Source organism: Nocardia sp. NPDC056064 (genome assembly GCF_042266925.1).
Taxonomy (GTDB): Bacteria; Actinomycetota; Actinomycetes; order Mycobacteriales; family Mycobacteriaceae; genus Nocardia.
This window is the reverse complement of the sequence record NZ_JBHJWO010000001.1, coordinates 4,084,541-4,098,628: the sequence shown is the minus strand read 5'-3', so window position 1 is coordinate 4,098,628 and position 14,088 is coordinate 4,084,541. Positions and strand designations below refer to the sequence as shown.

At 69.7% G+C, this 14,088-nt stretch carries 16 protein-coding genes and 3 tRNA genes; 11 read left to right on the top strand and 8 right to left on the bottom strand.

Annotated features, from left to right (window positions below; translation table 11 throughout):
• The first annotated feature begins 265 nt into the window (after positions 1-265).
• Entirely contained in the window at positions 266-1,399 is a 1,134-nt protein-coding gene (locus tag ACFC06_RS18970; protein WP_375935610.1) for a DNA cytosine methyltransferase, read from the top strand.
• Entirely contained in the window at positions 1,396-1,860 is a 465-nt protein-coding gene (locus ACFC06_RS18965) for a very short patch repair endonuclease (RefSeq protein WP_375932638.1), read from the top strand. The genes ACFC06_RS18970 and ACFC06_RS18965 overlap by 4 nt, the downstream gene beginning before the upstream one ends.
• Positions 1,861-1,867: 7 nt before the next feature.
• Here the strand turns inward: ACFC06_RS18965 and ACFC06_RS18960 are convergent, their stop codons facing one another.
• Entirely contained in the window at positions 1,868-1,996 is a 129-nt protein-coding gene (locus tag ACFC06_RS18960) for a hypothetical protein (RefSeq protein ID WP_375932636.1), read from the bottom strand.
• A 140-nt stretch (positions 1,997-2,136) separates the two neighbouring features.
• On the opposite strand from ACFC06_RS18960, the gene ACFC06_RS18955 reads away from it, so the two are divergent.
• Positions 2,137-2,814 carry a DUF998 domain-containing protein gene (locus tag ACFC06_RS18955; RefSeq protein ID WP_375932633.1) on the top strand — a complete coding sequence of 226 codons (678 nt, stop codon included), beginning with the start codon at positions 2,137-2,139 and terminating at the stop codon, positions 2,812-2,814.
• Here ACFC06_RS18955 and ACFC06_RS18950 read toward each other — a convergent pair.
• Positions 2,807-4,387 (bottom strand): esterase-like activity of phytase family protein, encoded by a 1,581-nt coding sequence (locus ACFC06_RS18950; protein ID WP_375932630.1) that lies wholly within the window; start codon positions 4,385-4,387, stop codon positions 2,807-2,809. The genes ACFC06_RS18955 and ACFC06_RS18950 overlap by 8 nt on opposite strands.
• A gap of 85 nt (positions 4,388-4,472) precedes the next feature.
• On the opposite strand from ACFC06_RS18950, the gene ACFC06_RS18945 reads away from it, so the two are divergent.
• Together ACFC06_RS18945 and ACFC06_RS18940 are read left to right on the top strand one after the other, a co-directional pair.
• Entirely contained in the window at positions 4,473-4,868 is a 396-nt protein-coding gene (locus ACFC06_RS18945) for a RidA family protein (protein ID WP_375932628.1), read from the top strand.
• 133 nt (positions 4,869-5,001) lie between these two features.
• Complete coding sequence (locus ACFC06_RS18940) at positions 5,002-5,727, top strand: maleylpyruvate isomerase family mycothiol-dependent enzyme (RefSeq protein WP_375932625.1); 726 nt, start codon at positions 5,002-5,004, stop codon at positions 5,725-5,727.
• A gap of 14 nt (positions 5,728-5,741) precedes the next feature.
• On the opposite strand, the gene ACFC06_RS18935 is transcribed toward ACFC06_RS18940, so the two are convergent.
• From ACFC06_RS18935 to ACFC06_RS18920, 4 genes are all read right to left on the bottom strand, one after another.
• The gene (locus tag ACFC06_RS18935; RefSeq protein WP_375932622.1) at positions 5,742-6,347 is read right to left on the bottom strand and encodes a transglutaminase family protein; all 606 of its coding nucleotides are present in this window, start codon (positions 6,345-6,347) and stop codon (positions 5,742-5,744) included.
• A 69-nt stretch (positions 6,348-6,416) separates the two neighbouring features.
• A tRNA-Arg gene (locus ACFC06_RS18930) sits at positions 6,417-6,489 on the bottom strand.
• A 40-nt stretch (positions 6,490-6,529) separates the two neighbouring features.
• A tRNA-Ser gene (locus ACFC06_RS18925) sits at positions 6,530-6,619 on the bottom strand.
• A gap of 93 nt (positions 6,620-6,712) precedes the next feature.
• Positions 6,713-7,450 (bottom strand): dienelactone hydrolase family protein, encoded by a 738-nt coding sequence (locus ACFC06_RS18920; RefSeq protein WP_375932619.1) that lies wholly within the window; start codon positions 7,448-7,450, stop codon positions 6,713-6,715.
• Positions 7,451-7,539: 89 nt separating this feature from the next.
• On the opposite strand from ACFC06_RS18920, the gene hisC reads away from it, so the two are divergent.
• The 5 genes from hisC (at position 7,540) to ACFC06_RS18895 (ending at position 11,673) form a co-directional block, all read left to right on the top strand.
• Positions 7,540-8,616 (top strand): histidinol-phosphate transaminase, encoded by a 1,077-nt coding sequence (hisC, locus tag ACFC06_RS18915; protein ID WP_375932616.1) that lies wholly within the window; start codon positions 7,540-7,542, stop codon positions 8,614-8,616.
• A gap of 255 nt (positions 8,617-8,871) precedes the next feature.
• Positions 8,872-9,990 carry a nitric oxide synthase oxygenase gene (locus ACFC06_RS18910; RefSeq protein ID WP_375935607.1) on the top strand — a complete coding sequence of 373 codons (1,119 nt, stop codon included), beginning with the start codon at positions 8,872-8,874 and terminating at the stop codon, positions 9,988-9,990.
• A gap of 173 nt (positions 9,991-10,163) precedes the next feature.
• Positions 10,164-10,925 carry a PRC and DUF2382 domain-containing protein gene (locus ACFC06_RS18905; protein ID WP_375932613.1) on the top strand — a complete coding sequence of 254 codons (762 nt, stop codon included), beginning with the start codon at positions 10,164-10,166 and terminating at the stop codon, positions 10,923-10,925.
• Between the two features lie 145 nt (positions 10,926-11,070).
• A complete protein-coding gene (locus ACFC06_RS18900) occupies positions 11,071-11,442 on the top strand; it encodes a nuclear transport factor 2 family protein (RefSeq protein WP_375932610.1) in 372 nt (123 codons plus the stop codon).
• 66 nt (positions 11,443-11,508) lie between these two features.
• Positions 11,509-11,673: a hypothetical protein gene (locus tag ACFC06_RS18895; protein WP_375932608.1), complete on the top strand. Its 165-nt coding sequence runs from the start codon at positions 11,509-11,511 to the stop codon at positions 11,671-11,673.
• Here ACFC06_RS18895 and ACFC06_RS18890 read toward each other — a convergent pair.
• Positions 11,652-11,741: transfer RNA gene (locus ACFC06_RS18890), tRNA-Ser, on the bottom strand. The genes ACFC06_RS18895 and ACFC06_RS18890 overlap by 22 nt on opposite strands.
• A 95-nt stretch (positions 11,742-11,836) precedes the next feature.
• Here ACFC06_RS18890 and ACFC06_RS18885 point away from each other — a divergent pair.
• A complete protein-coding gene (locus ACFC06_RS18885; RefSeq protein WP_375932605.1) occupies positions 11,837-12,838 on the top strand; it encodes an NAD(P)H-quinone oxidoreductase in 1,002 nt (333 codons plus the stop codon).
• Here ACFC06_RS18885 and ACFC06_RS18880 read toward each other — a convergent pair whose 3' ends face one another.
• Complete coding sequence (locus ACFC06_RS18880; protein WP_278260731.1) at positions 12,839-14,041, bottom strand: cysteine desulfurase-like protein; 1,203 nt, start codon at positions 14,039-14,041, stop codon at positions 12,839-12,841.
• Between the last annotated feature and the right edge of the window lie 47 nt (positions 14,042-14,088).

Sequence of the window (14,088 nt, the reverse complement as noted above, 5' to 3'; positions counted from 1 at the left end):
GACAAGGTTCCCCCTTGATGTCCGGTGGATGGATGGTTCCCGGAACGGACGCCAGGTGATGTTCGCATCTGGGTCCGACAAGTTCGGTGCCTCCAGAGTCGCATCGGACCCCTGCCTGCGGCCACCGATTTTCCGCCGGGTTGGGCGGGCCCGGGTTCGCGCCCGAAGCCGCCCTCGCGTGGGCCGATACAATTCGCCGCGGAGCGAGAACGCGGCGCTGAGCAGCGCACGGCGCTGACGGAACACAGGAGGGTCGTTGACTCGGATGGTCGGGCTGTTCGCCGGTATCGGCGGGCTCGAACTCGGCCTCGCCGGAAACGGCTGGGCTACCGAGTTGCTCTGCGAGATCGACCCCGGCGCCCAGGGTGTGCTCGCCGCCCGCTTCCCCGATGTCCCCCTGCACGGCGACATCACCCGATTACGCTCGCTGCCCGCGAACACGGAGCTGGTCGCGGCGGGTTTCCCCTGCCAGGACCTCTCCCAGGCCGGCCGCACCGCGGGCATCACCGGCCGCCGCTCCGGCCTGGTGGACGAGGTCTTCCGGCTGGTCCGGCGCAAGCGCGGACCGCGCTGGCTGCTGATCGAGAACGTCCCCTTCATGCTCCAGCTCGGTCGCGGCGCGGCCATGCGCCACATCACCGCAGCGCTCGAAGAACTCGGCTACACCTGGGCCTATCGCGTCGTCGACGGGCGCGCGTTCGGACTGCCCCAGCGCAGGCAGCGGGTGCTGATGCTGGCCTCGCGTACCGAGGACCCCCGGCAGGTGCTCTTCGGCGACGACGCGGGCCCCCGCGACTACGGCGATCCCGACCGCGATCCCTGCGGCTTCTACTGGACCGAGGGCGTGCGTGGCCTCGGCTGGGCGGTGAACGCGGTGCCCACGCTCAAGGGCGGCTCCGGCCTCGGCATCGCCAGCCCACCGGCGGTGCGGCTGCCCGCGGGCGAGATCGTCACCCCGGGCATCGTCGACGGCGAACGTCTCCAGGGCTTCGCCGCCGACTGGACCGCCCCCGCCCTCGACGTCCCCGGCGTCCGGCAGGGGCACCGCTGGAAACTGGTCGGCAACGCGGTGAGCGTGCGCATGGCGAACTGGGTCGGCGAACGCCTGGCCGACCCGCTGCCCCCGCTCACCGACGGCGCACCGCTGCGTCCCGGCGAAGCGTGGCCGACCGCGGCCTGGGGACATGCGGGTGTCGTGCACCGGGTGCCGGTCTCGACCTGGCCGGTCCACGAGCCCTACGAGGACCTGAAGAACTTCCTCACCGAATCCCGCCTGCTCTCCCCCCGCGCCACCGCGGGCTTCCTGCGCCGCACCTCCATGGGCAGCCTGCGCTTTCCGCCCGGCTTCCTCGACGATGTGCGCGACCACCTCGACCGCATGGGCGGCTGGGCGGCATGACCGCGCGCCGAGACGGTCCCCGGCCCTCCGCCGCCGCGGCGGGTCGGCCGACGACCGATCCGGCGACCAGTGCGCGGATGTCCCGGCAGCGGCGGGCACATACCGCCCCGGAACTGGCGCTCCGGCGCGAACTACATCGGGCGGGACTGCGCTATTTCGTCGACCGGCCACCCATCAAAGGGCAGCGTCGACGCGCTGACGTGGTGTTTCCGCGACTGCGGATCGCGGTGTACGTGGACGGCTGTTTCTGGCATCGCTGCCCGGAACACGCGACGTCCCCGAAGAACAATGCCCAGTGGTGGGCCGACAAGCTGGCGGGCAATGTGGCCCGCGACCGCGCCACCGACGCCGCGCTCACGGCAGCGGGCTGGCAGGTGGTGCGCGTCTGGGAACACGAGGACGCCCACGCGGCGGCCGAGCAGATCGGCGCGCTCGTCCGCGCGCGCTCGGAGACCGGCTAGGCCCCGTTCAGCGCCGCCGTGCGTCGTGACGAACTCGCACTCGCACCGGCGCCTTGCGCGCCTGGGTGGCGAGATAGCCGGATACCGCCATCGCCAGGATCGTGGCGGTACTCGCCATCGCGATCACATAGCTCATCGAAGACCTCCCGGTTCGTTTACCTCCACCACCCTGCCCGGCGAACCTGACAGCAACCTGTGCGCGTTGTGATGAAACCACGCCCGCGGCCTCGCCGCGCCTGATCGGGCCTGTTCGGCGCGCACAGCACAATGGTCGATGTGACCGAACTCGCCCGGTTCTCCCGCGTCTACCCGGTGCTGATCGCGCTCGCGATCGCCGCCGCGGGCCTGTGCTACTCCTCCTGGGTACTCGAGTTCGTCCTCCCCATCCACGTCGATCCGGTCGATACCTTCCTCAGCGAACTCGATGCCGAAGGCAAGCCCTATCGCGAGGTGTTCGCGACCGCCGACAAGCTGGTCGGGCTGCTGCTGATCCCCGCCGCGCTGGGCGGCCTGCTGGTCTTCCGCCGCCGCGCGCTGACCACGACCGGCTGGCTCGCCCTGCTGTGCTTCGGCGCCTCGACCATTGCCGACGCGATGCTGCCGCTGCACGACTGCGATCCCGCGGTGAGCGACTGCGGCGACAGCGGCCTGTTCCCGCAGTTGCACCAACCGCACGCCCTCACCAGCACGCTGGCGGTGACCTCGATCGCGGTGGCGGCGTTCGCGTTCAGCGCCGCCGCCTACCGCTATCACCGCTGGGCGATCCTGCGCGAGTTCGGCGTGGTCGTGCTCCTCGTCGGCTCGGCGGCGACCATCTGGATGCTGGTGGCCGACAACCTGTCCGGCTCCTACGCCCTCGGGATCGCCCAGCGCATCCAGGTGGGCGCGATGTCGCTGTGGCTGCTCGCGCTGGCCGCCGCCGTGCTCGTCGAAGCCCGCGAGTGGACTACGTGACGGTGATCTTCACCGTGTAGCCGCCGACCTTCGCGGGCAGCTTGGTGGTGTCGACCGCGAGTACCTCGCCGGTGTCCTGCACCCCGTCGGGCAGCGTCTTGGGCTTCAGCCCGAACGGCGGCCGCTCGCCGGTGCTCGCGGCCAGCCCGAAGTCGCTGTCGTTGGCGATGTAGACGGTCTTGCCGCCGTCGAGGGTGGCGATGCCCTCGATCTTGTCGTGGCCGAAGAAGCGGCCCTTGTCGTCGAGGGAGACCAGTAAGGCCGACAGGTCGAGGTTGCCCGTCTTGGCGACCGGCGTGATGCCGACCTTGCGCAGCGCCGCGACGGCGTCGGCGGTCGGGACCACGCCGACCATGGTCTCGATCGGTTTGCCGTCGACCAGCAGACCACCCTTGGCGGCGTCGTAGGTCGCACCCGGCAGAGTCGACTGCGGGCCCACATCGGTGGCACCGGTGATGTCGATGGTCCAGATCTTCTTGTCCGACTTCGGCGCGAGATTGCCGTCGCGCTCGTCGACGAGGAAGGTCGTCGCGCTCAGCGCGGTGATCTCCGAGACCGCGACCTTGGTCTGCTTCGGGTCCTGCAACGGGTACAGGAATTCCTTCTGCGCCTTGGTCTTCAGGTCCACGGTGACGATCCGCGCGATCGGCACCTCCTTGGCCGAACCGTCCAGCCCCGGGGTCTTGATCGCGCTCTGCACGATGCCGACCAGCGTGCTGCCGTCGGGCGTGACGGTCAGGCCCTCCATACCCTGGTTGGGACTGCGCAGCGAGATCTCCTGCGGCAGACCGGCACCCGGCACCAATCGCTCGATCTCCCTGCCCTGAGCGTCGAAATGCACCAGGAACGGGCCGTATTCGTCGGACACCCAGAAGGTGCCGTCGGGCAGCGCCACCAGACCTTCCGGGTCCAGGCCGTGGTCGGTGGGCGCCAGCACGGTGCCCTGGAGATCCTTGATGGTCTCGCCGGTGTCGGCGGCCACGTCGACCTGGCCGTTGAACGGCACGCCCGCGGCATTGCGCAGGTCGATGCTCGACTGCAGTTCGGCGCGGTTGTCGACCAGCTTGAAGCGGCCGATCTTCGGCACGAAAGCCGGTGTCGGCGAGAGCTTCTCGTTCTTGCCGGGACCGTCGACATTCGGGCCGCGATCGGTGAGGCCGTAGAACTCGTCGGCGCTGCCCGGCACCGGCGTCCACGCCGAGCCGTAGCCACTGCCCTGCACGGTGGCACCGCCGTATTCGCCGAGCACCGGGATATCGGTGGTGTAGAGCCGCACCGCGTCGGTGGTGCCGACCTCGAACTGGTCGGTGCCGGTGTAGCCCGCGTCCGGGGTGTAGACGTAGGCGCCGTCGGTGCGGCGGGTCACCGAGCCGTGCTCGGGATCGACGCGCACGCCGAGCACCGCGCTGGTGCCCGCCGCGGCGACCAGGTCGTCGAGCGAGAGCACCAGCGGCTGGTCCTTGCTCGCGGTGAAACCCGCGGAACTCGGCGTCGAGCAGCCTGCCGCGAGGGCGGCCGCGGCGCAGAGCGCGGCGGTGAGGGGGAAGAGGCGTAGACCTGGTCGTGCGTTCACCTGCCCTGCGTACCGTGGTGAATCGTCCGGTAGGCGACCAGCGCGTGAATTGTCATCCAGCAGCCGGTGGATCATTCTGGCTGTCATGACCACAAGTCGGGTGAACATCTCTTCTGCCTCCGATTTCGAAGATGTCGTCGGGTACTCCAGGGCGGTGCGCGTGGGCGCTCATGTCGTCGTCAGCGGCACCACGGCCGCGATCCCCGGTGGCGGGGCGGTCGGCGGTGACGACATCGGAGCGCAGACCGAAGAGGTCCTGATCCGTATCGCCGCCGCGCTCGAGCAGGCGGGCGCGAGCCTGCGGGATGTGGTGCGCACCCGCCTGTTCGTCACCGACATCGCCCGCTGGCCCGAGGTCGCGGCCGCCCACGCCGCGGTGTTCGGTGCGATCCGGCCCGCCGCCGCCATGTACGAGGTCTCCGCGCTGATCGCCCCCGAGCTCCTGATCGAGATCGAGGCGGACGCGATCGTCGCTGACTGAATCGTCACACGCGCCCGCTCCGGCGGATCGGCGCGAAGCCCGAAATATCCCCAGTTATCCACAGGTTCGGAGTTATCCACAGGCGGCCCGGATCGGCGGCGTCCGCTCGACGCCGGCGACTACGCTCGACCCCGTGACCAGCGAAACGGCAACTCCCACCGACCTGCTCGATCAGGTCGCCGCGTCCACCGCGCGCTTCGACACCACGATCGGCACCCTCACCGAGACGGCGCTGACCGAACCGTCGCGGTTACCGGGCTGGACCCGCGGCCACCTGCTGGCACACATGTCGCGCAATGCCGACAGCCTGCTGAATCTGCTGCTGTGGGCGCGCACCGGTATCGAGATCCCGCAGTACGCGAGCGGGGCGCTGCGCGACGCCGATATCGACGCAGGCGCACCCCGCCCGCTCGACGTGCAGTACGCCGACTTCACCGGCTCCGCGCACCGCTGGCAAGCCGTCGCCACCACCATGCCCGACCCCGACTGGACCGCCGAGGTCCGCAACCGCCAGGGCGGCACGCTCACCGCCGACCAGATCCCCTGGATGCGCTTGCGCGAGACCGAGATCCACCACGTCGACCTCGGCACCGGCTACACCCCCGCCGACTGGCCCGCCGCCTTCGTGTCCCGCCTGCTCCCCGAATCCGTCATCGACCTCGCGACCAAGCTCGAACCCGCGGCCACCCCCACCTTCGACATCCAGGCCACCGACACCGACTTCATCGCCACCCTCGGCCCCGGCCGCCCCCACCACACCATCGTCGGCCCCTCCCACGCCCTCTTGGCCTGGCTCATAGGCCGCTCCCCCGGCCAAGACCTCACCGGCCCCCTCCCCCCACTTCCCGCCTGGAAGTAGGCGCGGTCCGGACCTCAGCCGTCCAGGGCCGAAGGCAACCCGGTGTCGTAGATGGACAGCACATCGGTTGCGCCCCGGAGGGCGGTGACGACCGAAGCAGCCGGGAAGACGAGCAGCTGCGAATAGTCGACCTCCCCCGACCCGGGATCCACCGGCCACGCCAACCGCTCACTGCCCAGGGAGAACTCAGCCACCACCCCCTCCTTGTTCCCCCGCGGATCCTGCCGATGCCATCCCCCACCCAGATGGACGGCAACCAACCCGTGCAACACGAAACCATCACCATGCGCGAGCCGCTGATAGCAGAGCCCGGTCGGTATCCCCGCCGAACGCAACACCGCGGCGAGCAGATGCGACTTCGCATAACAGAGCCCCACCCGCTCCCGCAGCACCTCACCCGCAGCCAACGTCACCCGAGAATCCCGAACGTCAAACGAGTGCCCGACTTCATCCCGCACCCACTCGAACGCCGCCCGCGCGAACTCGACATCATCCGCCACACCCCGCCGAAGGTCATCCACCAGCGCGAGCACCCCCGGATCATCGACCTGAACGACGGAGTCCCCCGCGAGATACGCCGCCGGAGGCAGCGCCGGACAGAGAACAGGATGGCCACTCACGCCCGACAATCTATCCCGCCACAAACGAAATCCGCCTCCTACCGAAAGCCGGTAGGAGGCGGATTGTTGTGCGCCCGAAGGGATTCGAACCCCTAACCTCTTGATCCGTAGTCAAGTGCTCTATCCGTTGAGCTACGGGCGCATGGTGGTGCATCTTCAGTTGTTACCCGGCGGACCGGGTGTGGCGGAGGCGAGAGGATTTGAACCTCCGGTCCCCGTGAAGGGACAACTCATTAGCAGTGAGTCCCATTCGGCCGCTCTGGCACGCCTCCTGGAGCCTTCTCTTTCGAGGGCACCGGTTCTTCTCGAACCGCCGGGAATGAAGATTACACGAGGCGGTGAAGTAGTCCAAAACGCCTGGTCAATCAGCGTAAATTGCTGTCGAACCAGTCGTAGATGCGGGTCTGGGAGTCGATGCGGATCTCGGTGGCGGTGTCGTCGTCGGGGTCGGGGCGATCGGCGCGGTGACTCAGGCCGGGATAGGTGATGGTGAGACTGGCCACAGGGGCGCGGGCGGCGGACTCGCGCAGTTGGTCGACGGCCTCGGGTGGGGTGGTGGGGTCGTCGTCGCCGAACAGGCCGAGCCAGGGAGCTTGCAGGCCGGGGGCGAGCGCGACGAGGGCGGCGTCCTGGCCGGGGAGCGGCTCGGTGATGCCGGGGGCGGCCACGCTCACCGCGGCGCCGATGGGCCGGGTGGTGGCGACGAGGAAGGCGGCGGTGCCCGCGGTGTCGAAGCCGAGCACGCCGATGGTGTCGGGGAAGACGCCGCGGCGGGTGAGCCAGTCGAAACCGGCGTCGAAGTCGCCGAAGAGTTCCTCGCCGAAGACGTCGTGGATGTCGTCGTCGGGGAGGCGGTCGAGCAGGTGCGGGGCGACGACGATCCAGCCCTCGAAGGCCAGCGAACGCATCAGGTCGAGCAGCTGTGGCGGGAACTCGCGCGATTCGTGCAGGACGACGATGCCGCCGCGGGCCGTGCGCTCTGGCTCGACCACGGTGATCGGCACCGCGGTGCGCGTCGCGGATTCCACCGTGTCCACACCGCCCGCCTCGCCGGTGGCCTGCTCCGGCCGTAGAGGGGCGACGTCGTCGTAAGTGCCCGGCATAAACCCAGCGTAGGCGGCGAAACCGCGGTTGGGTAGGTCTGCGCGGCCGCGCCGCGCGTCGATCGGGGCGCTCATCGTAGGGTGGAGGTGTGTCAGCGCATATCCGGCCCGATCTCGCCACCATCCCGGCCTACGTTCCCGGCCGTAACCACCCCGATGCGGTGAAGCTCGCGTCCAACGAGACGACCTTCGGGCCGCTGCCCAGCGCTGCCAAGGCCATCGCGGAGGCCGCCGAGCAGGCCAATCGCTACCCGGACAACCAGGTCACCGAGCTGCGGGGCGCGCTGGCGGAGTTCCTCGGTGTGACGGTGGCGAATGTGGCCGTGGGCTGCGGCAGTGTGGCGCTGTGCCAGGAGCTGGTGCAGATCACCTGTGACGCGCCGACCGACGAGGTGGTCTTCGCCTGGCGCTCGTTCGAGGCGTACCCGATCGTCACCCAGGTGGGCAATGCCACCGCGGTGCCGGTGCCGCTGGCCGAGGGCCACCTGCACGATCTGGACGCGATGGCCGAGGCGGTCACCGAGCGCACCAAGCTGATCTTCGTCTGCAATCCCAACAACCCGACCGGCACCGCGCACGGCCGCGCCGAACTGGAACGGTTCCTCGACCGGGTGCCCGCGCACGTGCTGGTGGTACTCGACGAGGCCTACTACGAATACCTGCGGCTGACCCCCGAGACCCACCCCGACGGCGTCGAGATCGCCCGCACCCGGCCCAACGTGGTGGTGCTGCGGACCTTCTCGAAGGCCTACGGCCTGGCGGGCCTGCGGGTGGGTTACGCGGTGGGCGATCCCGAGGTGATCACCGCCCTGCTGAAGGTGCACATCCCGTTCAGCGTGAACAAGCTCGCCCAGGCCGCGGCCATCGCCTCGCTGGAGGCGCGCGGGGAGCTGCTCGACCGGACCGACGTGCTGGTGGCGCAGCGCCACGAGGTACGCGCGGCGCTGGTGGCCGCGGGCTACGAGGTGCCGCCGAGCGAGGCCAACTTCGTCTGGCTGCCGCTGGGCGCGCGCAGCCTCGATTTCGCCGAGGCGAGCGCCGCAGCCGGGGTGCTGGTGCGGCCGTTCGCCGGGGACGGCGTGCGGGTGACGATCGGTGATCCGCGCGAGAACGAACTGTTCCTCGCTTTCGCCACGGCACCGGAGAATGCCGCGCGATTCCGTTAGTCCGGCGCACGGTCATCGGCCCTTGACAGCCAGTCACGGTGTGATTACGGCGAATTCGAGCACACTGCCAGCACACCGGCAATAGGCTGGCGCACAGCGAATTCGGGCACCGGCGACGCAGCTGTCGCCGGAACGCGCACCGGCCGGGTCCAGTGTTGCCGGCAGCTTCGTCGACGCAGCCCGGGTCCGCCCGCACGGCCCCGCACCCCGCTGCCCGACCGGAGATGTCCCGTGAACCAACGCTCGCGCCCGCTCATCTGCGAAACCATCACCGCGCCACCAGCTTTCACCGAACCGGACGCCGACCTGGAGCGCAGGCTACGCGACTGCGACGAGTTCTTCCGCTACCCCGAACTCGGCCACCTGCCCGAACGGCGGCGCCTCGACGCGCTGGCGGAATTGCGCGACACCGGCACGTACCGCCAGACCGCCGAGGAAATACTGATCGGCGCGAAATTGGCCTGGCGCAATCACGCGCGATGCGTGGGCCGCAAACATTGGCGCACGCTCAAACTCCTCGACGCCCGCCAGGTGACCTCGGCCGCGGAACTCGCCGACGTGTGCTGGGAGCATCTGCGCCTGGCCACCAATGGCGGCGCGATCCAGTCGATGGTCACGGTGGGTCCGCAGCGGGTGCCCGGACAGGGCGAATTCCGCATCGTCAGCAGTCAATTGATCCGGTACGCCGGGTACCGCAACGGGGACGGGACGGTCACCGGCGACCCGGCCAATATCGCCGCCACCGAGCAGGCGCGGGCGCTGGGCTGGTGCGGCGAGGGCACCCCGTTCGATGTGCTGCCGGTGCTGATCAGCGCGCCCGACGAGGACGTGCGGTACTTCGAGGTGCCGCGCGAACTGGTCCGCGAGGTCGACCTGATCCATCCCGACTATCCCTGGTTCGCCTCGCTGGGCCTGAAATGGCATGCGCTGCCCGCGGTCTCGAACATGGACCTCGACATCGGCGGCATCAGCTATCCGTTCGCCCCGTTCAACGGCTGGTACGTCGGCACCGAGATCGGCGCGCGCAATCTCAGCGACACCGACCGCTACAACATGCTCCCGCTGATCGCCGACCTGATGGGCCTGGACACCTCCTCGGTGCGCACCCTGTGGCGCGACAAGGCGCTGATCGAGCTCAATCACGCCGTACTGCACAGTTTCCGTGCCGCCGGGGTGCACATGGTCGATCACCACACGGTGGCCAAGCAGTTCTGCGACCACGTCCAGCGCGAGGAGGCCGCGGGCCGGCGCTGCCCCACCGACTGGAGCTGGGTCAACCCGCCGATCTCCTCGGGGCTGACCCCCACCTTCCACCGCTACTACGACGAGCCGGACATGGACGTGCGCCCGAACTTCGTCAAGCGCGAGGGCTGAACCCGCGAAGACGGCTCTGACCCGGCGTGTTTGTGGCGAACCCACTCGGGTATTTGCCTCGGAGTAGCTGACCCGGTGCGTTCCGGGCGCTGCACGAAACCGATCACCACAACACAGCGGAGCCGTCACCGCACCCGATGTGGACGGCCTCCGCACAGGTAGGAGGTTCGATCATGAGCAGACAGACCCTGGATTCGCTGATCGGCGCCACCGCGTACGACGAGCGGGGCGAGAAGATCGGCAAGGTCAAGCAGATCTACATCGACAACGCCACCGGTTCCCCGACCTGGGCGGCCGTCTCCACCGGCCTGTTCTCCAGCGATTCGCTGGTACCGCTGGCCGGGGCCGAGCATCGCGCCGACGACGACTCGCTGAGTCTGCACGTCGACAAGGAAACGGTGAAATCCGCGCCGCACCGCGACGAGGGCGGACGGATCAGCCCCGAGTCCGAGCAGGAACTGTTCCGGCACTATCACGTCGACCCGCGCGCGGCCGGGTGGAACACCTACGGGCGTCAGCCGATCCGCCCCGGCGGTGACGAGCCGATGACGCACGGTGATCCGGAGATGATCCGCTCCGAGGAGCAGTTGCGGGTCGCGACGGAGAGCGAAGAGGTCGGCACCGCGCGGTTGCGCAAGTACGTCGTGACCGAGGAGCAGAACGTGCGGGTGCCGGTCAGCCACGAGGAAGTGCGCGTGGAACGCGAACCGATCACCGACCAGGACCGTGGTCGCAGGCCCGAGATCAGCGAGGAGGAGCGCGAGGTGGTCCTGCACGCCGACCGGGTGCAGGTCGACACCGAGGCGGTTCCGGTCGAACGGGTGCGTCTGGCGGTCGACGAGGTCGACGAGGAGCGGACCGTCACCGGCACCGTCCGCAAGGAACAGGTGGAGACCGAGGGAATCGAGGACGATCGGCGCCGCGACAAGCGCTGACCGCACTGTCGGCCGCAGCCGCTCACCGTCTCGGTGGGCGGCTGCCCGCACGGCATTCCCTGGGCGGCGCAGCGGGCGTAATGTGCTGGTCAACGGGCCGAATCGGCGTGGTCCGGCTCGCTGACGACTAGCGAGGAGACCTCAGATGAGCACCGCATCAACTCCGGGATTCGATGCCGACGCGCTGCGCCGCGGCATCGAGGGCCGCGACGCGACCACCCTGCTGACGCTCTACGGCGACGACGCCGAGATCCGGATGGTCGACCACCACGACCAGCCCAGCCACCCCCGGGTCCTGCACGGCCGCGCGGCGATCGGCGCGCTGTTCGACGACGTGTGCGCCCGCAAGATGACCCACAAGCTGGAGAGCCTGCTGACCGACGGCGACCACATCGCCTTCGTCGAATCCTGCCGCTACCCCGACGGCACCCGCGTCCTGGTCCACTCCATGGCCGACCTGCGCGACGGCCGCATCGTCGACCAGACCTCGATCCAGGCGTGGGACGAGGTCAGCTGAAGTCGGCCAGGTGAGATAGACCGTGTCGATGCTGTCGAGGGCCCGGCCAGGACCATTCTCGACAAGGTGACCAGCCGGTGGGGCGTGCTCATTCTGGCGGCGATGCGGGATGGGCCGCTGACGCCGACAGGGCCGGAGGTGGCCGCGCAGTTGCACGGCCTGCTGGCGTGGGTGGAGGCCAGGGCCGAGGAGATCGTGCGGTTCGGCGGTGGCGGAGACGGAGGGATTTGAACCCCCGGTGGTTTTTACGCCACGCTCGCTTTCAAGGCGAGTGCATTCGGCCGCTCTGCCACGTCTCCCTGAGCAGGAATCGTAGCGGATCGTCGCAAGTGGGTTTGGCGGCGGCGGGGCGCGGGTGCTCGCGGTGGGGGCGTCGCGGGGGAAGGATTGGGCTATGCGCGCAATCGAGTTGAACGGGTTCGGTGGGCCCGAGGTGATGGAGTGGACCGTGACCGTCGATCCGGAGCCGGGGCCCGGTGAGGTGCTGGTCGAGGTGGTCGCGGCGGGGGTGAACCGGGCGGATGTGTTGCAGCGGCGCGGGTTCTATCAACCGCCCGCCGACGCCAGTTCGGTGCTGGGGCTGGAGTGTTCGGGGACCGTCGTGCAGCTCGGGGAAGGGGTGCGCGACTGGCAGGTGGGCGATCGGGTGTGCGCGCTGCTCAGCGGCGGCGGGTACGCCGAGCGGGTGGCGGTGCCCGCGACTCAGTTGCTGCCGATTCCGGACGGGCTCGATCTGGTCGCGGCCGCGGGCCTGCCCGAGGTGGCGGCGACGGTGTGGTCGAACCTCGTGCTGACCGCGGGGCTGCGGGCCGGGCAGCTGGTGCTGATCCACGGGGGCGGCGGTGGGATCGGGACGCACGCCATCCAGGTGGCCCGGCAGCTGGGCGCCCGGGTCGCGGTGACGGCGGGCTCGGACGAGAAGCTGGCCCGCTGCGCCGAACTCGGCGCCGAGCTGCTGATCAACTACCGGACCCAGGATTTCGTCGCCGAGATGGCGGCCCAGCCCGCGCCCGGCGGTGGCGCGGGCGCCGACGTGATCCTCGACAATATGGGCGCGGTCTATCTCCAACGCAATGTCGAGGCACTCGCGCCGCACGGGCAGCTGATCGTGATCGGCATGCAGGGCGGGGTCACCGGCGAGCTCGATCTGGGTGCGCTGCTGCGCAAGTGGGGCACGGTGCAGGCGACGAATCTGCGCGGCAGGCCGCGGGTGGGCGTGGGCAGCAAGGCCGAGGTGGTGGCCGCCGTGCGCGCGGAGCTGTGGCCGCTGGTGGCCGCGGGCGAGGTGGTGCCGGTGATCCACGCCGAACTGCCGGTCACCGAGGCGGCCAGGGCGCACGAGCTGCTCGACGAGCCGGCCACCTTCGGCAAGGTGGTGCTGCGGGTGCGCGAGTAGCTATTCCAGGGCGCTCAGCGCGCGGCCGAGCTGGTCGATCTCGTAGCGGGTGGTGTAGGGCGCCAGGCCGATGGTGACGGCGCCGCCCTCGTCGTTGACGCCGAGCGCGTCGAGCAGGCGGCTGCCGCCGTGCACCCCGCTGACCGTCCCGATCCTGGCGTCGGCCAGCTTGGCGGCCACCTTCTCGGCCTGCATTCCGGCCATCGTGAAACTGACGGTCGGGATGCGGGTGGAGGCCCGCCCGATGACGGTCAGGTTCTCGACCTTCTCCAGCACCTGCATGAGGTGGTCGAAGAGCTGGTCGTGATAGTCCTGCAGCGAGGTGATGGAGACCTCGAGCCGTTCGCGGCGGGTGCCGGTGGCACGGTCGTCGAGGCCGGCGAGGAAGTCGATCGACTCGGTGAGCCCGGCCAGCAGCGCGTACTGGTGCCCACCCACCTCGAGGCGTTCAGCACCCTTGGCATAGGGGTTGAGCGACATCGACGGGATGCGGTCGAGGAAGGCCGGGTCGCGGAAGACCAGCGCGCCCACCTGCGGACCACCCCAGGACGGCGCGCTCAGCGCGACCACGTCGGCGTTGAGGTCGTCGATGTCGATGAGCGCGTAGGGCGCGGCGCCGAACGCGTCGGCGACCAGCAGGCCACCAACGTCGTGCACGCGGTCGGCGGCCACCCGCACCGCGGGCGCCGAGCCAACGATCGGGGAGGCCGCGGTGAGCGCGACCAGGCGGGCGGTGGGGCCGATCAGTTCCTCGAACTGCCACGACGGCATCTCGCAGGTCTCGATCTCCACCTCGGCCCAGCGCACGTGCGCGCCGTAGCGGTTGGCGATGCGCAGCCAGGGCGCGACATTGGCCTCGTCGTCCAGGCGGGAGAGCACGATGCCGGTGCCGAGGCCAAGGCGCGAACTCAGTGATTCGGCCAGCCAGGCCAGCAGTACCGCCCGATCGGGTCCGAGTACGACGCCGGCCGGATCTCCACCGACCAGGTCGGCGACAGCCTCGCGGGCGGCGTCGAGGATCGCGCCGCTGCGGGTCGCCGCGCCGTGGCGGCCGATATGAGAAAACGAGGAAGTACGGAAACCCGTTGAGACGGCACGAGATACCGAATCGGGAACCAGCATCCCCGCCTGCGGGTCCAGATGGATCCAGCCGTCGCCCAGGGACGGTATCAGGCCCCGAACCCTCGCGACGTCATAAGTCATGGTGGCCACTTTAAGGGCAGCGGGCGTCGCGATGTAACCGCGTGGGG